Source organism: Neomesorhizobium albiziae (assembly GCF_900114255.1).
In the GTDB taxonomy this organism is placed as follows: Bacteria; Pseudomonadota; Alphaproteobacteria; order Rhizobiales; family Rhizobiaceae; genus Neomesorhizobium; species Neomesorhizobium albiziae.
The window spans coordinates 40879-61922 of sequence record NZ_FOSL01000012.1 but is presented as its reverse complement, the minus strand read 5'-3'; the positions used below and the strand labels follow the sequence as shown (position 1 = coordinate 61922).

Sequence of the window (21044 nt, the reverse complement as noted above, 5' to 3'; positions counted from 1 at the left end):
ATGGAAGGCATGACGAAAGCGCAGGTCGACAAGGCTGAATCCAGGGATTTCGCACTTGGCGGCAAGCCGATGCGCCCCCGCGACGCAGCCACCCTCATCCTGCTCGACCGGCAAGCCGGCGATTTTCAGGTCCTGATGGGCCGCCGGCATGCCAGGCATGCCTTCATGCCGGGGAAATTCGTATTTCCCGGTGGCCGCACCGACCCCGCCGACAGCCGCATTCCGGTTGTCGAAAACCTGCATCCCGCCGAGGAAGCCAAGCTCGTTGGCAGCGGCGCGCGCGCCTCGCGGACACGCGCCCGGGCGATTGCCCTGTCGGCGATCCGCGAAACCTATGAGGAAGCCGGCCTGCTGATCGGCCACAAGGGCAGCTTCTCGACCGGCAGGACCGACTGGCAGGGTTTTGTCGAGCACGGCGTCCATCCTTCGCTGGAGGCGCTGCGTTTCATTGCCCGCGCCATCACGCCGCCCGGCCGCGTGCGCCGTTTCGATACGCGTTTCCTGGCTGCATGGCGAAGCGACGTGGCGGTATCGCTGGAGGGCGGCGGACCGACAAACGAACTCGAAGAACTGGTTTGGCTGCCGATCGGCGAAGCCAAGCAGGCCGACATTCCGGCAATCACCAGGACTGTGCTCGAAGAACTCGAAAGACGGCTTGAGCGCGATCCGCAACTGAGGCCCGGCGGCGAAGTTCCATTCTACCGCATGCTTCGCAACCGCTTCGTCCGCGAATTCCTCTAGGCCCCCAATGAATGGCAGTTTTGCACCCGACGGCGTAGCGCCGACCGAGATGCGCTGGTTGTCGATCTCGGCGGCCATAGCCTCGATCAGCGTTGTGGGCATCGCCATCGGGCTTGGCGTTCCGCTGCTCAGTATCATCCTGGAAACCCGCGGCCACTCGGCCTCGATGATTGGCCTCAACACGGCGGTCGCCGGCCTGGCCTCGATCGCCGCCGCGCCGTTGGCGACGCCGCTCGCGGTGCGTTTCGGCGTCGTCTGGACCATGCTTGCCATGATCGTCGCGGGCGCCTTTGCCTTCATCGGGTTCTATTTCGCCCCATCCTTCTGGATGTGGTTTCCGCTGCGCGTGGTGCTGCACATGGCGCTGACGACGCTGTTCATCCTCTCCGAGTTCTGGATCAGCACCTCCGCGCCGCCCGAGCGGCGCGGTTTCGTTCTCGGCATCTACGCAACCGTTCTGTCGCTGGGTTTCGCCTTCGGCCCCTTCCTGTTCGCGCATCTGGGCAGCGGCGGTTTCATGCCGTTCGGCGTGACCTTCGTTCTGGTGCTGCTGGCCGCATTGCCGGTGCTGGCGGCATGGAGGGAAAGCCCGGCAATCCACGCAGAGGAAGGCGAAGCGAGCAGCTTCATCAGCTATATCTGGCTGGTGCCGACCGCGACCGCGGCCGTGCTGGTGTTCGGCGCCGTCGAGACCGGCGGTTTCGCGCTCTTCCCGGTCTACGGCAACCGTATCGGCTACAGCGAGGCGGATGCGGCTTTGCTTCTGACCATGATCGGCCTCGGCAACGTCATGCTGCAGATCCCGCTCGGCATCATCAGCGATAGGATCCACGACCGCCGGCTGCTGCTTGCCGCCTGCGCGGCGATCGGCTTCGCCGGGATGCTCGTCCTGCCCCTGATCGCCAACAACTGGCACCTGACGGCCGCCATGCTGTTCCTGTGGGGCGGTGTCGTCGCCGGCCTCTACACGATCGGCCTTGCGCATCTCGGCTCGCGGCTGACCGGCCGCGACCTCGCCTCGGCCAACGCCGCCTTCGTGTTCTGCTACGGATTCGGCATGCTGATCGGGCCGCAGGCGATCGGCATTGGCATGGACCTGTTCGGACCGCCGGGATTTGCCTACGCACTGACGATGTTTTTTGTCGCATACCTGCTTCTTGTGCTGCTGCGGGTGATGGCAAAGCGGTCGCGGACTTGACTTTCACGGCGCGATCTTTATGTGTCGCGCCAAGTTTTCCGCACCCGGGCTTCAACCCCGTGACCGAGCGGGTTGAAATCCAGCGAACATACGGACGAGAACAATGGCCAAAGCCGCAAACATCAAGATCAAGCTTCTGTCGACCGCCGACACCGGCTTCTTCTACGTGACGAGCAAGAACAGCCGCACGAAGACCGAAAAACTGTCGTTCCGCAAATACGACCCGGTCGCCAAGAAGCACGTCGAATTCAAGGAAACCAAGATCAAGTAAGATCTTCCGATTTCCTGAAATTCAAAACGCCGCCCCTTCGGGCGGCGTTTTTCGTTGCGCGACGAAAGCCCAGGCGAACCCGAGAGTTCGCGCGATATTCTCATGTCGTGGTTCAAGAAAATTGGGGGCCGGTCGGCATTTGGCAGCGGTACGAGGAGGCCACTATGTGCCAATGCCGGCCGGCCGACCCCACGGACCCAGGAGATGCGGCGGACCTGAGCATCATGGGGCATCTTCAGACGGTTGCGGCTATGGTCCTCATGCCGGCATCCGTCGTTGTTCCCTGTCTGGACACTCGCGCAAGAGCGCTTGAAAATCAATCATTTCTTAACCAACGCCGCCGAATCGCTCGGAACAAGGTAAATTTCCGGGGGAGATGCCTGGCCCGCGACTTGACGCATGCGGCGCCGATTCCCGCTCAGGCGGCCTTGGCGACGACCCGGTTGCGGCCACCCGATTTGGCCTCGTAAAGCGCGACGTCGGCACGCTTCATCAACGCCTCCACCGTATCGCCTCCCCGGCGAAGCGATGAGACGCCGACACTCACGGTGACTTGAACCGTCTTGCCGTCCGGACCGACCGCAAAAGGCGTTTTGGCGATTTCGGCGCGAATCCGCTCGGCGACCTTTTCGGCGATCTGCGCGTCGGTGTCGGGCATTACCACGACAAACTCCTCACCGCCAAACCGGCAAGCGAGATCGATGCCGCGGACATTTTTTCGCAGCCGCTGCGCGAAGTCGCGCAACACACCGTCACCACCGTCGTGCCCGAAAGTGTCGTTGATCGATTTGAAATGGTCGATATCGGTGATCATCACCGACAGTGGGCGCTGGCGTCCGACCGCGCGCTCGAACAGCGTATGAAGGTGGCTGTCGAGATAGCGCCGGTTGTGCAGGCCGGTGAGACCGTCGGTGACGGCCATTTCTATGGTCTGGGTGAGGCTGGCGCGCAGTTCGTCATTGTAGCGCTTGCGTTTCACCTGCGTGCGCAGCCGCGCGATCAGCTCCTGGCGGTCTATCGGCCTGGTCAGGTAGTCGTTGACGCCAAGATCGAAGCCGCGGATCACGCGATCCTCCTCGCCGATCTCGGCCAGAAGGATGATCGGCAGGAAGCGCGTGCGGTCGAGCGAGCGCAGTTGCGAGCAAAGCCGCAGCGGGTCGAAATCGGCGAACCTCGTCGACACGATTATGCATTCATAAGGCGCCTCGGCCGCCTGGAAGAAGCCGGCATGCGCGTCGCTGGCAATATCCACATCGGCGGTCTGCTCCAGCATCTGGCGGACGCGCGCGGCGGACTGGTGGTGCTCGTCGATCAAGAGAACTTTCGCCCTGGCCGTCTCCGCGGGCTGGCTGCGGCCGAGCAATTGGTCGATGCCGATGTTGCGCGTCGTCGATGCCCGAAGCCGCAATTCATCGGTGAGCATCTTCAACCGGACCAGGTTTTTCAACCGGGTCATCAATTGCAGGTCGTTGACCGGCTTGGTCAGGAAATCGTCGGCTCCAGCCTCGAGACCTCGCACGCGGTCGGTCACCTGGTCGAGAGCGGTGATCATGACAACCGGAATGTGGGCGGTGGCCGGATCGTTCTTCAGGCGCCGACAGACCTCGAACCCATCCATGTCCGGCATCATCACGTCGAGCAGCACGACATCGATCTTGCCGTTTTCGCAGATTTCGATGGCGTCCGGCCCGTTTGTCGCGGTCAGCACTTCGAAATATTCGACCAACAGCCTGACTTCGAGCAGCTTTACGTTGGCTGGAACGTCATCGACGACCAGAATGCGCGCGGTCATCAGGCATCCCCCAGATAGGACTTGATCGTTTCGATGAAGCGGGGGACCGAAATAGGTTTCGAGATATAGGCTTCGCAGCCACCTTGCCGGATGCGCTCTTCGTCGCCCTTCATGGCGAAGGCCGTGACGGCGATGACCGGGATGACGTGAAGGTCGTCGTCTTCCTTCAGCCATTTGGTCACTTCGAGCCCCGAGACCTCCGGCAACTGGATATCCATCAGGATCAGGTCCGGCCGGTGGGCGCGCGCCAGGTCGAGCGCCTCCAGGCCGTTGCGCGTGCGCACGGTTTCATAACCGCTGGCCTCGATCAGGTCGCGGAAGAGCTTCATGTTGAGCTCGTTGTCCTCGACGATCATCACTTTCTTAGGCATCATTTTCCGTCCCGCCTCAGCATGGCGATAGAATGACAGCGCCATGCGCGCCTGCCCCAAAGCGCGATTCCCGACACATACATTAGAGCTGGATGATTGATGAAATGGAAATCGAGCCTGTCAATTCGGGAATATATCGTTGTTTTCAAACTGGATCGCCCCCGAGCGCAGACTTGTCGAACGAAAATGTACGGGATAAGCCGACAGCACCTACACAATGCATGGGAAGTGCTGCGATGACCAGGGAAACGACGACACGTGGCGATGCCGAGGCGATGGCGATTTCGGCTCTCGGCTTTATCGCAAGCGAACCTGAACTGCTGTCGCGCTTCCTGGCGATCACCGGTATCGAGGCCTCGGCGATCCGCCGCGCGGCAAGCGAACCCGGCTTCCTTGCCGGCGTGATGCAGTTCATCGTGGCGCACGAGCCGACGCTCCTGCGTTTTGCCGAAGCCTCGGGCACGCCGCCCGGCGCCGTTCTTGCAGCGCAACGCGCGCTGCCGCAAGGCGACGACAGCTACGAGGCGTCGACGTGAGCGCATCGGGAATGGCCTTGCAGAAAGCACGCCTTGCATGAGCGACGATCCGGAAACCGCGCGCCAGATCGCCGAACTGGCGGCCGACGACCGGCCGCTTCTGGTGCTTGACGTCGACGATGTCGTGCTCGAATTCATCCGGCCGTTTCCGCGCTTTCTCGAAGAACGCGGCTTCAGCCTGACCTTCAATTCGTTTCGTCTCACCGGCAACATTGCCGAGCAAGGCAGCGGAAGGCTGATCGAGCAGCCCGAAGTGACGGCCCTGCTCGATGAATTCTTCGGCAGCCAGGCCGACTGGCAAAGCATCACAGATGGCGCCTCCGAAGCATTGGCGATGTTTGGCGACCGTGTCGAGATCGTCCTGCTGACCGCAATGCCGCACAAGCACCGCGCAACCCGCCGCGCCCATCTCGATGCGCTGGGTCTCCCCTACCCGCTGCTGACAACCGAAATGGCCAAAGGGCCTTCGCTGGCCAGGCTGCGCGGCAAGACGCGCCGCCCCATCGCCTTTGTCGACGACCAGCCGCGCAACCTTATCTCGGCGGGCGAGGCCATCGACGACGTGCATCTTTTCCACCTGATGGCCGACAACTCGCTGCGGGAATTCCTGCCGCCGGTTCCAGACCGTATCGTCATGGTGCAGGACTGGCATGAGGCGGCGCCACGGATAGCGGCAGCGCTCGGCATTCAGCCGGCTCACAGCACATAGCGCATCAGCGGCCTGCCCGGTTTTCGCGATGCGACGGTTTCGAAGCCGGCTTTTTCAAATACCCGCGTCGAGCCGACGAATAGCCCGATCGAATGCGAATCCTTCGACTGGTCCATCGGGCAGGCCTCGAGAAACCGCGCATGGTTTTTTCGGGCGAAATCGATGCCGGCGCCGACAAGACGGTGGCTGAGCCCCTTTCCTCGCGCCCTGGCGTGGATGAAGAAGCAGGAGATCGCCCACACCGCCGGATCCTCGGCTTCCGCCGGATCGAGCGGAGCCGATCCCCTGCCCTTGTTGTTCCACTCGGGCACGTCGGCGCGCGGCCCGATCTGCATCCAGCCTGTCGCAACCTCATCCTCGAACGACAGCAGGCCGGGTGGCGGGCCGGCTTCGATGCGCGCCTTGATCAGGTCCTTGTTGCGTTCCTTGTCGCTTTCGCGCCGCTGCGCCGGCGAGAGCCGGAAATGCGTGCACCAGCAGCCGTAACAGGCGCCCTGCTTGCCGAAGAGTTCCTCGAAGGCTGGCCACAGGTCCGGCGTCAAAGGTTTTATCGTAACAGCCATTGGCCTTTCCTCCGGTCGCCTTGTTCGACTCGGCCGCGTAGAATACCATTCTGATGTTCTCATTATGTTCGCAGCGATGCCCGCTCCTGTCAACGATCCGAACCATGGTTTCTGCCGCGACTGCCTGACCTTGCAGCGCGACCTGTCGAAACGCTGCGTCCAGTGCGGCAGCCCGCGGCTGGCGCGACATCCGGAGCTCTACAGCCTGCATATCGCCCACATCGACTGCGACGCGTTTTATGCATCGGTCGAGAAACGCGACAACCCGGACCTGAAGGACAAGCCGCTGATCATCGGCGGCGGCAAGCGCGGCGTGGTCTCGACCGCCTGCTACATCGCCCGCATCCATGGCGTGCGCTCGGCAATGCCGATGTTCAAGGCGCTGGAAGCCTGCCCGCAGGCGGTGGTCATCCCGCCCAACATGGAGAAATATGTGCGCGTCGGCCGCGAGGTGCGCGCCATGATGCAGGCGCTGACACCGCTGGTGGAACCGCTCTCCATCGACGAGGCGTTTCTTGACCTTGCCGGTACCGAACGGCTGCACGGGAGGCCGCCGGCGCTGGTGCTCGCGCAGTTCGCGCTGGATGTCGAGCGCCAGATCGGCATCACCGTTTCGGCGGGGCTTTCCTATTGCAAGTTCCTCGCCAAGGTGGCTTCCGATTTCCGCAAACCGCGCGGCCTGTCGGTGATCGGTGAAGCGGAAGCCGTGGGCTTCCTCGCCGAGCAGCCGGTGACGCTGATCTGGGGCGTCGGCAAGGCCTTCGCCGCAGTGCTGGAACGCGACGGCATCCGCATGATCGGCCAGTTGCAGAAGCTCGAACGCAACGAGTTGATGCGGCGCTACGGCACCATGGGCGACCGGCTGTTTCACCTGTCGCGCGGCATGGATCAGCGCGTTGTGCACGCCGACCAGGAGGCCAAGAGCGTCTCGGCGGAGACGACGTTCGATACCGATCTCGCTTCTGCAGCCGACCTCGTGCCGATCTTGCGGGCTCTGTCCGAAAAAGTCTCGGCGCGGCTGAAGAAAGCGGGCATCGCCGGCCGCACCGTGGTGCTGAAGCTGAAGACGCAGGATTTCAAGCTGCGCACCCGCAACCGGCAGCTCAGCGATCCGACGCGATTGGCAGACCGCATCTTCCAGACCGGAATGCAGCTTCTGGAAAAGGAAACCGACGGCACCAAATTCCGCCTGATCGGCATCGGCGTCTCCGATCTGTCAGACGATGCAAGGGCCGATCCGCCCGATCTCGTCGATACGCAGTCGCGCAAGCGGGCAATGGCCGAGGGCGCCATGGACGCGCTGCGCGACAAGTTCGGCCGTCATGCAGTTGAAACCGGATACACATTCGGCAAACGCCGCAACGCCCACCCGCCGGAGCACCTCGACGACTGAGGCCTATCTGATCGTCATTTTGCTGCTTGTTCGGCCAGTTCCAGCAGCTTCAGCACCGTATTCCAGTTGCGGGCGGTGTTTTCCACGCCGATGCCCTTGTCGAATTTTTCCGCGAGTTTGGAGGTGCCGAACCCGTTCGGCGTGTGGAGGTAAGCAACCTTGTCGATAATTTCGATGCGCTCGCCATTGCTGGCGACGGCACGCAGCGCCCCGACCTTCGCCGCCTGGGGTTTTTCCGCCAGCACCGCCGCATGCAGGAATTTCGGCACCTCCAGCGCATCCGGAAACGGGTTGTTCTTGACCAACTTCTTCCACTCGGCAAGCGAGGGTGCGTGGATCGCCTTGGTGAAGCCGAATTCCGTCTTGCAGATTTCCGCCACCGTCTTCAGCATTTCGCCACGCGGCATATCGGTCTTGAGATAGGCGTTGCCGCTGTTGATGTAGGTGCCGGCATTCTCGAAGCCGGCCTTGGTCAGCGCCTCGCGCAGCGGTTTGGTCGGCAGTTGCGTCGCCCCGCCGACGCCACGGAAAAGCAGGATATAGACAGTCATTGTGACAACTTGCCCTGAGTCTGAGGATTGCCGTTGAACAACGATCCTTTAACATTCCGCCATGTCTGGAAACTGGGAAATCGGCCTCGAGGTCGTCAAACTTTTGGTCGGCGCATCCGTGCCGGCGATCCTCGCCTACCTTGGCCTGGCTTTGAACAAGCGGCTAAAGTCCATCGACCAGGCTCAATGGCAAAACAGGAAGATCATCGAGATAAGACTCGATATCTACAAGGATATCTCCCCAAAATTGAATTCCATGTTCTGCTTCTGCATGTGGATCGGCGATTGGAAATACACCTCGCCAGCCGACATGATCAGTTTGAAGCGCAGCACCGACAAGACCGTGAACGTCTACAGACACCTTCTGACTGAAGGCTTCTACGATTCCTACGACACCTTTATCCAAAGCGTTTTCCAGACATTCAACGGCCCGGGCGAGGACGCAAAGATCCGGTCGCAAATAACCAGCACCGATGGCGATCGGCGCGCCGCGTTCAAAGGGCAATGGGAAGCAGCCTGGAACACGATGTTCGCCTCGGGCACGCCCACGCCCAAAGAGGAAATCTCTCAGAACTACAACAACATGATGAACGAGTTTCGCTCTTGCATCGGCCTCAAGGAAGCCGAACTCAAATAACCAGACCCGCCAGAATCTCGTTGTCGGTGATGTCTTGATAGGCCCAGCCGGCGTCGTGGAAACGCTTGGTCAGCACGTCGAAATTTTTCCTGTCCTTGGTCTCGATGCCGATCAGCACCGAGCCGAAGTTCCGCGCCGATTTCTTCAGGTATTCGAAGCGGCTGATGTCGTCGTCGGGGCCAAGCAGTTGCAGGAAGTCGCGTAAGGCGCCCGGGCGCTGCGGGAAGCGGAAGACGAAATATTTCTTCAGCCCCTCGAAGCGCAGCGCCCGCTCCTTGACGTCGGGCAGCCGCTCGAAATCAAAATTGCCGCCGGAAACGACAAGCACGACCGTCTTGCCGCGGATCTCCTTTTTCGGAAGATCCTTCAATGCATCGATCGCCAGCGCGCCGGCCGGCTCCAGCACGACGCCCTCGACATTGAGCATCTCGATCATCGTCGCGCAGAGCCGGTTTTCCGGGATTAGCCGCACAGCGTCTGCGGGAAACTCCTTGAGGTGGCGGAAATTTTCGCGGCCGATCTCGGCGACTGCGGCGCCATCCACGAAATTGTCGACCTTGGCGAGCTTCACCCGTTTCTGGCCGTCGAGGCTTTCCCGCAGGCTGGGCGCACCGGCCGGTTCGCAGAAAATGAAACGCGGCGCGCTGCCCCGCTCCGTGAAATAGCGCGTAACGCCAGCCGACAACCCACCGCCGCCGACCGGCAGCACGACGATGTCAGGGGCGCGGCCTCCAGCCACCTGGGTCGCGATCTCATGGCCGACGGTCGCCTGCCCCTCGATGATGTCCTTGTGGTCGAAGGGCGGCACCATGTGGCCACCGCTTGCCTGGCAGAATTCGAGCGCTGCGCGATAGCAGTCATCGAAGAAATCGCCGACCAGCTTGATCTCGACGAACTCGCCGCCGAACAGCCGGGTTTTGTCGATTTTCTGCTGCGGCGTCGTCACCGGCATGAACACGACCCCGCGCTTGCCGAAATGCCGGCAGACGAAGGCAAAACCCTGTGCGTGATTGCCCGCCGATGCGCAGACAAACAGCGCCGGCGCCTCGCCGTCGGAAAGCTCTTTGCGGAAGAAGTTGAATGCGCCGCGAATCTTGTAGGAGCGCACCGGCGTCAGGTCCTCGCGCTTGAGCAGGATATGCGCGCCGGTCTTTTTCGACAGATAGTCGTTATGCTGCAGCGGGGTTTCGGGAAAAAGCGTGCGAATGGCTTGGGCCGCCGCCGAAACCCGGTCCACAAAACTCGTCATCGTCGCGATCCTCGCTCCGTCCGGTCAACTCAGCCGCTTCTGCGCTAAAGCATGGTCCCGAAAAGTGGAAACCGGTTTTCGGAAAAGATCATGCTCCAACAAAGAGATAGAGCCAATTCCTATTCAATCGGAATGGAACAGGCTCTATTGCACATCCCGGATAACGAAACCACTACTATCCCCCTGCGCGGATCATTGCCGTGCGGGCAAATGGGCGCTTCCGCCGCACGGCGCGAGACCGAACGGCGGCAATCGCACGGCGCCAAGAAAGATGTTGCAGTCGGATCAAACGAAAAGATCGACCTTCCTGAACGTCGTCACGTCGATGATGCCGACGTCCGAGATGCGCAGTTCGGGGATCACCACCAGCGCCAGCAGCGAGTGCTGCATGTAGGCGTTGTTCAGGCTGCAGCCCATTGCGCGCATGGCCTCGACCAGCTTCTCCGCCTTGGAAGCCACGGTTTCGGCGCGCTCGTCCGACATCAGGCCGGCAATCGGCATCTCGACCAGCGCCAATTCCTTGCCCTTCGAGAACAAGACGACGCCGCCGCCGACCTGCCCAAGCCGGTTGGCGGCCAGCGCCATGTCTTCCTTGTTGGTGCCGACGACGATGATGTGGTGGCTGTCATGCGCCACGGTCGACGCCATGGCGCAGTTCTGCATGTAGCCGAAACCCGAGACGAAGCCGTTGATCACGCCGCCGGTGCCGCGATGGCGCTCCACCAGCGCGATCTGGCAGACATCGTTGCGCCGGTCCATGGCGACGATGCCGTCCTCGACGCCGAGATCAGCTTCCAGCGCGCGCGTCGGCGCCTGGTTTTCAATGACGCCGATGACGCGCACCCGCACCTCGTTGGCGCCGTGGGGCGCTGCGATGTCGAAATCCGCGGCTTTCAGCTTCTTGCCGAGCTTGACGGTGTTTTTCGCCCGCGCCGGATAGTCATAGACGGGGATGTCGACCTCCAGCTTGCCGTCCCTGGCCAGCCGCACACCGCGCGCGTAAACGGCGTCGATGGAGAGCTGGGCCAGGTCCGACACGACCAGGAAGTCACCCAGCCGGCCGGGCGCGATGGAGCCGATCTCGCGCTCGAGCCGGAAATGCTGTGCGGTGTTGATGGTCGCCATCTGGATCGCCGTCACCGGCTTCAGCCCTTGCGCGATGGCATGACGGACGACGCGGTCCATGTGGCCGTCATTGACCAGCGTACCGGAATGACTGTCGTCGGTGCAGAGAATGAAATTGCGCGGGTCGATCCCCTGTTCGGTCACCGCCTTGATCTGCGACGCCACATCATACCAGGCAGAGCCCAGGCGCAGCATCGCCTTCATGCCTTGCCGCACCCGCGCAATGGCGTCCTCGGCACGCGTACCCTCGTGGTCGTCCTCCGGTCCGCCCGCGACATAGCCATGAAACGGCAGGCCGAGGTCCGGCGAGGCATAATGGCCGCCGATCGTCTTGCCGGCCTTCACGGTGGCGGCGATCTCGCCGGCCATCACCGGGTCGTTGGCGGCAACGCCGGGAAAATTCATCACCTCGCCAAGGCCGATGATGTTTTCCCAGGTCATCGCCTCCTCGACATCGGCCACCGTCAAGGCGGCGCCGGCATTCTCCAGCCCGGGCGCCGAGGGTACGCAGGACGGCATCTGCACATGTACGTTGATCGGCATGGCCAGGGCCTCGTCATGCATCAGGCGCACGCCCTCGAGGCCCAATACATTGGCGATCTCGTGCGGATCGATGAACATGGAGGTCGTTCCGTGCGGAATGACGGCGCGGCAGAATTCGGTCACGGTCACCATGCCGCTTTCGACATGCATGTGCGCGTCGCACAGGCCGGGCACCAGATAGCGCCCACCGGCATCGACCACCTTGGTGCCGGTGCCAATCGCGTGGCTGGCGTCCGGTCCGCAATAGGCGAATCGACCGGCGACGACGGCGATGTCGGTTCCCGGGATGATCTCGCCCGAATGCACGTTCACCCAGCGGCCGTTGCGCACGACGAGGTCGGCCGGCTTGCGACCGGTCGCAACATCGACCAGCAGCGTGGCGCTGTCGGTCCAGGCGGCCGGCTTCTTGAAGGGGTTTTGAACGCGCTTCGGCATAAAAGTCTCCTGTTTCATCCAACTGTGCCAAGCCGCGCTCGATTTGGCCAGTTCGCCGGCGAGCTTTTAGCAAAACTTTCACGAAATCCGCTTCGCCGCCGGCGTTTGATTTGCCTGCGAACAGTCGGTCATTGTAGTGAAACTGAAGGAGGAAGGCGCGGTTGCGCCCGGTGAGGATTTGACGAAGCTGTTTCTGAAACGCCGGCTGGTCTGGGCTGTGCTGCTGGTGCTCGCGGCGGCGGCGGCGATTGGTGTCTACGGCACTGTCTTCGCAACACGTGCTTATCTCGATCAGACATCGTCCCGCGGCCAGGCGACGTTGCGCCTGGCGGTCGCCGTGCTGCGCGGACAGATGAGCCGCTACCGGTCGCTGCCGGCGTTGATCGCCGACCATGACGACATCAAGGAACTTCTCGCCGACCCGCTCAACGAACGGCTGCGGCGCAACGCCAATGTATACCTCCAGGAAATCAACGGCCTTCTCGCCTCGTCCGACATCTACGTCATGATGCCTGGCGGGGACACGATCGCGGCCAGTAACTATGACGGGTCGGCAAGCTTCGTCGGCGAGAATTTCAGCTACCGTCCCTACTACCAGGACGCGATGAAAGGCGAACACGGCCGTTTCTTTGCGCTCGGCACCACTTCGCTGAAGCGTGGGTATTACTTTTCGTCTCCGGTGGTGGTGGACGGCAAGATCGGCGGCGTCGTCGCCTTCAAGGTCGACATCGAGCCCATCGAGGCCTCGTGGAAAGGCGGCGATTACGAGATCCTGGTGTCGGACCCGGAAGGCATCATCTTCATGACCGGCCGGCCCGAATGGCTCTATTCCAGCCTGCTACCGCTGACGCGGGAACGGCTAGCCCGCACCGAGACTTCGCGGCGTTATGCCAATGCAACGCTGCGCGAACTGCCGATCAGCCGCAGCAGCTTCCACGGCGCCCACGATCTGATGACCATCACCGCGTCGGGGACTGCTCACGAATATCTGGTGCTGGCCGAGGCGATGCCGGAGGCCGGCTGGACCGTCAGTGTACTGCTCGACACACGTTCTGCGCACGCACAGGCCCTCACCGGCGTCGCTGCGGCGCTGCTGCTGCTTGGCCTGGCGACGCTCGCCGGCGCCATCATCCTGCAACGCCGCGCACGGCTTGCCGAGCGCATGGAATTGCAGGCGAGCGCGCGGGCCGAGCTGGAGCACCGAGTCGACGAACGCACCGCGGACCTTGCGCTGGTGAACAGGCGGCTCGAAACTGAAGTGGCGGAGCGCCGCGCCACCGAAAAACAGCTCAGGCAGACGCAATCGGACCTCATCCAGGCCGGAAAGCTGGCGGCGCTGGGCCAGATGTCGGCGGCGCTGTCGCATGAATTCAACCAGCCGCTGACGGCGGTGAAGACCTATGCCGACAATGCCGCGATCCTGATCGAGCGCAACCGCGTCGAGGAAGCACGCGACAACGTCTCGCGCATTTCGACCCTAGCCGACCGCATGGCCTCGATCAGCAAGCATCTGCGCAACTTCGCCCGCAAGCCCAACCAGAAGCTCGGCGCGGTGCCGCTGGCCGATGTCGTCAAGGACACGCTGGAAATCGTCGCCTGGCGGCTCAAGGCGGCAAATGCCACGGTGCACGTCGATCTCGGGCCGACGCCGCTGGTGGTGCGCGCCGGCTCCGTCCGCTTGCAGCAGGTGCTGGTCAACCTGATTTCCAACGCGGCCGACGCCGTGGAGGGCCTCGCTGACCGCGAGATCAGGGTTTCGGCGCGACGCAGGGCCGGCAAGGTTGTGGTCAGCGTGCGCGACCACGGTCCGGGCATCCCCGCGGCGATCGCCGAACGCATCTTCGATCCCTTCTTCACCACCAAGGGCGTGGGCAAGGGACTCGGCCTCGGTTTGTCAATTTCATATAACATAATCAAGGATTTTGGCGGCAGTCTTGCAGTTTCGAACGATCCGGAGGGCGGCGCCGTCTTCACCATCGAGCTCGATGCCGTGCGAGCCCCGTTGCGCGAGGCGGCGGAATGAAGCGGGCGGAGATCCTGCTGGTCGACGATGAGGACGAACTGCGCCGCTCGACCGCGCAATCGCTTGACCTCGCCGGCTTTGCGGTGCGCGATTTCGCCAACGCAGAACGTGCGCTCGATTTCGTCACCCAGGGCTTCAACGGCGTCGTTATCACCGATATCCGCATGCCCGGCATGGACGGCATGACGCTGATGAGCCGTGTGCGTGAGATCGACGGTGACATTCCGGTCATCCTGGCCACCGGTCATGGCGACGTGCAACTCGCCGTCAAGGCGATGCGCGAAGGCGCTTATGACTTCATAGAAAAGCCGTTCAACGGCCAGGCGCTGGCCGACATTGCGGCGCGTGCGATGGACCGCCGGCGGCTGGTGCTGGAAAACCGGCGATTGCGCGCCGTCGCCGGCAAGCGCGACGACATCGAGTCGCGCCTGCCCGGTCGCACCCAGGCCATGATCGACCTGCGCTACCGGCTGCGGGCAGTCGCCCCAACCGACGCCGACGTGCTGATCATCGGCGACACCGGCTCCGGCAAGGAGGTCGCGGCGCGTGCCCTCCACGACATCAGCGGTCGGGCGACGAAGCCGTTTGTGGCGATCAATTGCGCGGCGCTGCCCGGAAATCTCATAGAAAGCGAACTGTTCGGCCATGAGGCCGGCGCCTTCCCCGGCGCGATGCGGGCGCGCTACGGCAAGTTCGAGCATGCACGTGGCGGCACGGTGCTGCTCGACGAGATCGGCTCGATGCCGCTCGACCTGCAGGCGCGCCTGTTGCGCGTGATCCAGGAGCGCGTCATCACGAGATTGGGCTCCAACGAGGCGGTGCCGCTCGACGTGCGGTTCATCGCCACCAGCAAGGCCGACCTCGAGCCGGAAGTCGCCGTCGGGCGTTTCCGCGCCGATCTGCTGTATCGCCTGAATGTGGTGACGCTCAGGCTGCCGGCGCTTGCGGCGAGGCGCGAGGATGTGCCTCTGCTTTTCCTGCAGCTCGTCAACGAGGCGGCGGCTCGCTACCGCCGGGACGATATCGAGGTGCCGCCGCAGGTCGTCGCGGACATCGCCCGTCGCGACTGGCCGGGCAATGTGCGCGAGCTGCGCAACGCCGCCGACCGTTTCGTGCTGGGGCTCGGCCTCTCACCGGCGGAAGACGGCGGAGACGACGATGCACGCGGCGTCCGCCTTGCGGTCCGCGTCGCCGAATTCGAGCGCGGCGTGATCGCCGGGGCTCTGGCGGCAAGTGGCGGCAGCCTGAAACCGGTCTACGAATCTCTCGGAATTTCCCGCAAGACTCTGTATGAAAAGATGCAGAAATACGGGCTTGAAAAGGGCGAATCGGCGACCGACTGAACGGGCTGGGTGGATTTGCACCCATGCCTTTTTCGCAGATGTTACGATTTCCACCCATTCGACCGGTGAGATCATAGAAAATATGCCCCAACGCGCCTGCTGCAATTGCAATCGTCGCCGGCAAACCCTCAAATGGCCCAACCATGTCGGGTGCAGGGAGGAGCCATGCACGCTAGACACGTAGAAACATTTGCAACCCTGGGAGGAAAACATGAAAAAACTGCTCGCTACATTTGCCGTTGCCGCCGCGGCCTTCGCGCTTTCGACCGCCGCCAATGCGCAGACCTATCCTGATCGCACCATCACCATGGTCGTCCCCTTCGCCGCCGGCGGTCCGACCGACACGGTTACCCGCCTGGTCGCCGAGGCGATGTCGAAGGATCTCGGCCAGCAGATCGTGGTGGAAAACGTCGGCGGCGCAGGCGGCACGCTGGGTGCCGGCCGCGTGGCGGCTGCGGAAGCAGACGGCTACACGCTGCTTCTCCACCACATCGGCATGGCGACATCCGCCACGCTCTACCGCAAGCTCGCTTACGACACGCTGAACTCCTTCGAGTATGTCGGCCTCGTCACTGACGTGCCGATGACCATTCTGGCGCGCAAGGACCTTGAGCCGACCGACCTGAAAGGCCTGATCGAGTATGCCAAGGCCAACAAGGACACCGTGACCGTCGCCAACGCCGGCATCGGCGCTGCTTCGCATCTGTGCGGCATGATGTTCATGAGCGCCATCCAGACCCCGCTGGTCACCGTGCCGTACAAGGGCACCGGCCCGGCGATGACCGACCTGCTCGGCGGCCAGGTCGACATCATGTGCGACCAGACTACAAACACCACGAAGCAGATCCAGGGCAGCACCGTGAAGGCCTATGCCGTCACCTCGGCGAAGCGTCTCGACGTGCTGCCGGACGTTCCGACCGCCGAGGAAGGTGGCCTTCCCGGCTTCCAGGTCGGCATCTGGCATGGCATCTACGCGCCGAAGGGCACGCCGGCCGAGGCCACCGACCGCCTGTCGAAGTCGCTGCAGCTGGCGCTGAAGGATCCGAACGTCGTCGCTCGTTTCGCGGAACTCGGCACCCTGCCCTCGTCGGAAGCCGACGCGACTCCGGCCGCGCTGAAGGCTAAGCTGGAGAGCGAAATCGCCCGCTGGAAGCCGGTTATCGACGCCGCCGGCCAGTACGCCGACTGATTTGGCATGATCGGGGGGCGCCGCCAGGCGCCCTTTCGATATCCGCATTTTCCGCCTGCATCACAGCCTGCCGCCGTCGCGGCTTGGAGGATCACGCGCATGAAATCGATCGCCATCGACACCACCAACGGCCTTTGCGGCGCGATTTTCATCGCGCTTGGGCTGTTCTTCGCCTACCAGTCGCTCACACTCGAGGTCGGCACCGCTTTCCGCATGGGACCCGGCTATTTCCCGCTGCTGCTCGGTCTCATCCTCGTGCTGCTCGGCATTATCGTGCTGATCCAGGCGACGCGTGTTGAAGGCGAACCGATCGGCCCCATCGCCTGGCGCGGCATGCTTTTCATCCTGCCGGCGCCGATCTTCTTCGGCCTGACCGTGCGCGGCCTGGGCTTCCTGCCCTCGATCTTCCTCACCGCGCTGATCGCCTCGTTCGCCAGCACCAAGATGAAACCGCTCGCGGCGGTCGCGTTGTCGGCCAGCGTCACCCTCTTCTCCTACGCCGTGTTCAGCAAGGGGCTCGGTCTGCCGTTCCAGACCTTTGGCCCGTGGCTGCCTTTCTGAGGAGATCGAGATGGAACTCTTTGACAATCTCGCGCTCGGTTTCGCCACTGCCTCGACGCTGTGGAACCTGCTGTTCTGCCTGATCGGCGTGCTGCTCGGAACTCTTATCGGCGTTCTGCCCGGCATCGGCGCCACCGCGACGATCGCCATGCTTTTGCCGATCACTTTCCAGATCGGCGATCCGGTTTCCTCGCTGATCATGCTGGCCGGCATCTACTACGGCGCCCAGTATGGCGGCTCCACCACCGCCATCCTCATCAACATGCCGGGCGAATCCTCGTCGGCGGTGACGGCCATCGACGGCTACCAGATGGCCCGCAACGGCCGCGCGGGCGCGGCCCTCGCCATCGCCGCGATCGGCTCCTTCTTCGCCGGCACGGTCTCGACCTTCCTCGTTGCGCTGTTTGCGCCGCCGCTGACGGCGATTGCGCTGGAATTCGGTTCGGCGGAGTATTTTTCGCTGATGATCGTCGGTCTGGTCTCGTCGATCGCGCTGGCGCACGGCTCCATCGTCAAGGCGCTGGGCATGGTCGTTCTCGGCCTGCTGCTCGGCCTGGTCGGCACCGACATCTACACCGGCACGCCGCGCTTCACGCTGGGGATCCGCGAATATGCCGACGGGCTGAATTTCGTCGCCGTCGCGGTCGGCGTGTTCGGCATCGCCGAGATCCTGCGCAACCTCGAAAACGAGCATGAGCGCTCGGTGCTGATCAAGAAGGTCAGCGGGCTGTTGCCGACGCGCGAGGATTTCAAGCGCATGGCGGCACCCATCCTGCGCGGCACGGCGATCGGTTCGGCGCTCGGCATCTTGCCTGGCGGCGGCGCCATCCTCGCGGCGTTCGCCTCCTACACAGTGGAAAAGCGCATCTCCAACACGCCCCAGGAATTCGGCAAGGGCGCAATCGAAGGCGTCGCCGGGCCGGAATCGGCCAACAATGCCGGCGCTCAGACGTCGTTCATTCCGATGCTGACGCTCGGCATTCCCGCCAACCCCGTGATGGCGCTGATGATCGGCGCGATGATCATCCAGGGCATCGTGCCCGGTCCCAACGTCGCCACCGAACAGCCGGCGCTTTTCTGGGGCATCATCGCGTCGATGTGGATCGGCAATTTGATGTTGATCGTCCTCAACCTGCCGCTGATCGGGCTGTGGGTGAAGCTGTTGACCGTTCCCTACTACGTACTGTTCCCGATCATCATGGCGTTCTGCTCGATCGGCGTCTACAGCGTCAACGCCAACGTCTTCGACCTATATGCCGTCGCCCTGTTCGGCTTCATCGGCTACCTGATGGTGAAGCTGCGCTGCGAACCGGCGCCGCTGCTCTTGGGCTTCGTGCTTGGGCCGCTGCTGGAGGAAAACCTGAGGCGCGCGATGATCCTGTCGCGCGGCGACCCGTCGACCTTCATCACCCGGCCGATCAGCGCCGGCCTGCTGCTGATCGCAGTCGCCGTGCTGGTCGTCGTCTTCCTGCCAAGCGTCAAGAAGAAGCGCGAAGAGGTGTTCGTCGAGGAGAACTGAGCCTCGTAGAACCACCTGGCGTCGCCAAGAAATGCGCCTAAAGCAAACAGAAAGAGCGGAATGCCGGGTTCGACCCGAATGCATTCCGCGAAATATCCTATCGACGCAAAATGGTCGCGGGTGGTGCGGACGGCGGGGGTCGAACCCGCACGATCGAGGATCGAGGGATTTTAAGTCCCTTGCGTCTACCAATTCCGCCACGTCCGCGCGCCGCCACTGGTAATGCAGACGAATGCCGTTGCAAAGCCCGATCCAGAACATGATCCCGAAAAGTGGAAACCGGTTTTCGGGATCATGCTCTGTCCTGCGGCACGCCACGTCCTCACCAGAGCTGGATGGCGAGAACGCCGCCGAGCAGCAGCGCCACGCCCGCCAGCCTCGCGGCGGAGATTTCGCGTTTCGGCAGGCGGAAGAAGCCGAACTGGTCGACGAACAGCGAGGCGATCTGCTGGCCGGCGACGGTGAGCCCGATCGTCGCCGAGGCGCCGATCACGGGGATCGAGGAAAACACGGTGGTGACGTAGGCAGCACCGGCAAAGCCGCCGAGCCAGCCCCACCAGGGCATGTTGGCAAGCCCTTCGCCAGTGGCGGCGCCTGCGGCTGAAAACAGGCGCACGGCGAACGCCACCGCAAACATCGCAATCGTTGCCACGATGAAGCTGATCGCCCCCACCGCCATCGGCGCGCCGAGATCGGCCCGCAGCAAGCTGTTCACCGCGCCCTGCAGGGGCAGCACAGCTCCGCCCGCCAGCGCCAGCAGAAGCCAGCCCGGCTTGAAGCTCGCCTGCCCCGCGCCGCCGCGCACGATCGCCGCCGCGCCGGCAAGCATCAACACCACCCCCACCGCCATGCCCGCATTCAAGCCGTGCACCGGAATGCCGAACAGGCCAAAAATGTCGAGCGCCAGCGAGGCCAGCATCTGTCCGCTGATGATGAAGCCGACCGCCGTGACCGCGCCGATGCGAGGATAAAGAACGATCGTCGAAGCAACGAAGAAGGCGCTCGCCGTGCCGCCCACCGCATGCCAGAGCGGCACGCCGGCCAGGCCGGTGAAAGCGGCGAGCTGGCCCGAAAGCGCGGTGACAAGCATCAGCAAGACGGCGCCCACGAACAGCTGGACCGTGGTGGCGACAAGCGGCGAACCCAGCGCCCTTGCCAGTTGCGCGTTGGCGCCGGCCTGCAAGGTGAGCAAGGCGCCGGCCGCGAAGGACAGCAAGACAAAGGTCGACAGCATTTCGGTGCTCCAGCAGAATCGAAACCGTAAGGCGGAGATAATTCGTGCATCGACGCAATTTCAGCCGTAAATTGCGCACCATCGATGTGCAGATTCGCACATGATGGAGGCAACCGAACTGTGCGCACGACACTCGACTGGGACGATCTTCGTTACGCGCTTGCAGTGGCCGAAGGCGGCTCGCTGGCCGCCGGTGCGAAGAAGCTTGGCGTCAGCCACACCACGGCGATGCGGCGCATCGCCGCCTTCGAGGAGCGGCTCGGCATGCGGCTCTTTGAACGGTTGCCCGGCGGCTACGAACTGACCGCCGGCGGAGAGGAACTCATCGAGACGGCCCGCGGGATCGGCGTTGCGGTGACGGGATTGGAGCGGCGACTGGCCGGCAGCGATCTCAAGATTTCAGGGACGGTGCGCGTCACCACCGCCGACACGCTTGCCGCATCGCTGCTGCCCGGCATCCTGGCGGCGCTCAAATCGGCGCATCCCGGCATCGGGGTCGACCTCGTCGTCTCCAACCTTTTCCTCAACCTGACAAAGCGCGAGGCCGATATCGCAATCCGCCCGGCAGACGATCCGCCGCCCGGCCTGTTCGGCCGCCGCCTCTGCTCGATCGGTTTTGCGGTCTACGGCGCGGCGATGCTCGGGATCGAACCACAGGCGACGGCAGAGGCGCTGGGCGGCTACCCCTGGATCGCGCCGGACGACAGCCTCTCCATGACCGCGGTAGGCCGCTGGATGCCCACGGCATTGCCAGAGATAGAGATCGCCATCCAGGCCGATTCGCTGGTCAGTGCGTGCCGGCTCGCCGAAGCCGGTATCGGGCTTGCCATTCTGCCTTGTTATCTCGGCGACGGTTCACCGGCGCTGCGGCGGCTGACCCCGCCGCTGGAAGCGGTCCGCACCGGGCTCTGGATCCTCACCCACGAGGACCTGCGGCGGACGGCGCGTATCCGCGCCTTCATGGAATTTGTCGGCAACGAGCTGCAAAGCCAGCGCCGGCTAATCGAAGGGGCTATTGACGGCAGCCGCCCAGTGGAGTGAATGTCCATCATTACCAGGGC

The 21044-nt window shown here is 63.3% G+C and carries 20 protein-coding genes and 1 tRNA gene; 13 read left to right on the top strand and 8 right to left on the bottom strand.

The genetic code is table 11. From position 1 onward, the window contains the following. The 3 genes from F3H98_RS18665 (at position 1) to rpmG (ending at position 2210) form a co-directional block, all read left to right on the top strand. Entirely contained in the window at positions 1 to 741 is a 741-nt protein-coding gene (locus F3H98_RS18665) for an NUDIX hydrolase (RefSeq protein ID WP_149761799.1), read from the top strand. Positions 742 to 748: 7 nt separating this feature from the next. Further along, on the top strand, positions 749 to 1939 hold the full coding sequence (locus F3H98_RS18660; protein WP_244621786.1) for an MFS transporter: 1191 nt from the start codon (positions 749 to 751) through the stop codon (positions 1937 to 1939). Between the two features lie 103 nt (positions 1940 to 2042). Continuing rightward, complete coding sequence (rpmG, locus tag F3H98_RS18655; RefSeq protein ID WP_019173400.1) at positions 2043 to 2210, top strand: 50S ribosomal protein L33; 168 nt, start codon at positions 2043 to 2045, stop codon at positions 2208 to 2210. A gap of 418 nt (positions 2211 to 2628) precedes the next feature. On the opposite strand, the gene F3H98_RS18645 is transcribed toward rpmG, so the two are convergent. Together F3H98_RS18645 and F3H98_RS18640 are read right to left on the bottom strand one after the other, a co-directional pair. Continuing rightward, positions 2629 to 4002: a PleD family two-component system response regulator gene (locus F3H98_RS18645; protein ID WP_149761797.1), complete on the bottom strand. Its 1374-nt coding sequence runs from the start codon at positions 4000 to 4002 to the stop codon at positions 2629 to 2631. Beyond that, positions 4002 to 4358, bottom strand: a complete 357-nt coding sequence (locus tag F3H98_RS18640) for a response regulator (protein ID WP_280821061.1) — start codon at positions 4356 to 4358, stop codon at positions 4002 to 4004. The genes F3H98_RS18645 and F3H98_RS18640 overlap by 1 nt, the downstream gene beginning before the upstream one ends. A 251-nt stretch (positions 4359 to 4609) precedes the next feature. Here F3H98_RS18640 and F3H98_RS18635 point away from each other — a divergent pair, with 251 nt between their 5' ends. Both F3H98_RS18635 and F3H98_RS18630 read left to right on the top strand, forming a co-directional pair. Further along, entirely contained in the window at positions 4610 to 4909 is a 300-nt protein-coding gene (locus tag F3H98_RS18635; protein ID WP_149761795.1) for a DUF3572 domain-containing protein, read from the top strand. Positions 4910 to 4946: 37 nt separating this feature from the next. Continuing rightward, a complete protein-coding gene (locus tag F3H98_RS18630; RefSeq protein ID WP_149761793.1) occupies positions 4947 to 5618 on the top strand; it encodes a hypothetical protein in 672 nt (223 codons plus the stop codon). On the opposite strand, the gene F3H98_RS18625 is transcribed toward F3H98_RS18630, so the two are convergent. Further along, positions 5606 to 6181 carry a GNAT family N-acetyltransferase gene (locus F3H98_RS18625; protein WP_149761791.1) on the bottom strand — a complete coding sequence of 192 codons (576 nt, stop codon included), beginning with the start codon at positions 6179 to 6181 and terminating at the stop codon, positions 5606 to 5608. The genes F3H98_RS18630 and F3H98_RS18625 overlap by 13 nt on opposite strands. Positions 6182 to 6245: 64 nt before the next feature. Between F3H98_RS18625 and F3H98_RS18620 the strand changes: the two genes are divergently transcribed. Next, complete coding sequence (locus tag F3H98_RS18620; protein WP_149761788.1) at positions 6246 to 7574, top strand: DNA polymerase IV; 1329 nt, start codon at positions 6246 to 6248, stop codon at positions 7572 to 7574. Positions 7575 to 7588: 14 nt separating this feature from the next. Here the strand turns inward: F3H98_RS18620 and F3H98_RS18615 are convergent, their stop codons facing one another. After that, positions 7589 to 8125: a DUF1697 domain-containing protein gene (locus F3H98_RS18615; RefSeq protein WP_149761786.1), complete on the bottom strand. Its 537-nt coding sequence runs from the start codon at positions 8123 to 8125 to the stop codon at positions 7589 to 7591. 118 nt (positions 8126 to 8243) lie between these two features. On the opposite strand from F3H98_RS18615, the gene F3H98_RS18610 reads away from it, so the two are divergent. Then, complete coding sequence (locus F3H98_RS18610; protein WP_149761785.1) at positions 8244 to 8762, top strand: hypothetical protein; 519 nt, start codon at positions 8244 to 8246, stop codon at positions 8760 to 8762. On the opposite strand, the gene ilvA is transcribed toward F3H98_RS18610, so the two are convergent. After that, positions 8755 to 10011, bottom strand: coding sequence for a threonine ammonia-lyase IlvA (gene ilvA / locus F3H98_RS18605; RefSeq protein WP_149761782.1), 1257 nt, complete (start codon positions 10009 to 10011; stop codon positions 8755 to 8757). The two genes, F3H98_RS18610 and ilvA, sit on opposite strands and share 8 nt — an antisense overlap. A 285-nt stretch (positions 10012 to 10296) precedes the next feature. Beyond that, positions 10297 to 12114 carry an adenine deaminase gene (gene ade, locus F3H98_RS18600; protein WP_149761780.1) on the bottom strand — a complete coding sequence of 606 codons (1818 nt, stop codon included), beginning with the start codon at positions 12112 to 12114 and terminating at the stop codon, positions 10297 to 10299. Positions 12115 to 12256: 142 nt separating this feature from the next. Between ade and F3H98_RS18595 the strand changes: the two genes are divergently transcribed. The 5 genes from F3H98_RS18595 to F3H98_RS18575 all read left to right on the top strand — a co-directional run bounded on the left by F3H98_RS18595 (position 12257) and on the right by F3H98_RS18575 (position 18749). Then, complete coding sequence (locus tag F3H98_RS18595; protein ID WP_425294856.1) at positions 12257 to 14137, top strand: sensor histidine kinase; 1881 nt, start codon at positions 12257 to 12259, stop codon at positions 14135 to 14137. Continuing rightward, complete coding sequence (locus F3H98_RS18590) at positions 14134 to 15480, top strand: sigma-54-dependent transcriptional regulator (protein ID WP_149761778.1); 1347 nt, start codon at positions 14134 to 14136, stop codon at positions 15478 to 15480. Before F3H98_RS18595 ends, F3H98_RS18590 begins: the two co-directional genes overlap by 4 nt. Before the next feature lie 211 nt (positions 15481 to 15691). After that, positions 15692 to 16669 (top strand): tripartite tricarboxylate transporter substrate-binding protein, encoded by a 978-nt coding sequence (locus F3H98_RS18585; protein WP_149761776.1) that lies wholly within the window; start codon positions 15692 to 15694, stop codon positions 16667 to 16669. Positions 16670 to 16768: 99 nt separating this feature from the next. After that, the gene (locus F3H98_RS18580; RefSeq protein WP_149761774.1) at positions 16769 to 17230 is read left to right on the top strand and encodes a tripartite tricarboxylate transporter TctB family protein; all 462 of its coding nucleotides are present in this window, start codon (positions 16769 to 16771) and stop codon (positions 17228 to 17230) included. A 10-nt stretch (positions 17231 to 17240) separates the two neighbouring features. Next, on the top strand, positions 17241 to 18749 hold the full coding sequence (locus F3H98_RS18575; protein WP_149761772.1) for a tripartite tricarboxylate transporter permease: 1509 nt from the start codon (positions 17241 to 17243) through the stop codon (positions 18747 to 18749). A gap of 121 nt (positions 18750 to 18870) precedes the next feature. Here F3H98_RS18575 and F3H98_RS18570 read toward each other — a convergent pair. Beyond that, positions 18871 to 18956 (bottom strand) — tRNA-Leu (locus F3H98_RS18570). Between the two features lie 115 nt (positions 18957 to 19071). Next, the gene (locus F3H98_RS18565) at positions 19072 to 19983 is read right to left on the bottom strand and encodes a DMT family transporter (protein WP_149761770.1); all 912 of its coding nucleotides are present in this window, start codon (positions 19981 to 19983) and stop codon (positions 19072 to 19074) included. 120 nt (positions 19984 to 20103) lie between these two features. Here F3H98_RS18565 and F3H98_RS18560 point away from each other — a divergent pair, with 120 nt between their 5' ends. Beyond that, positions 20104 to 21024: a LysR family transcriptional regulator gene (locus F3H98_RS18560; protein ID WP_188130461.1), complete on the top strand. Its 921-nt coding sequence runs from the start codon at positions 20104 to 20106 to the stop codon at positions 21022 to 21024. Positions 21025 to 21044 lie beyond the last annotated feature (20 nt).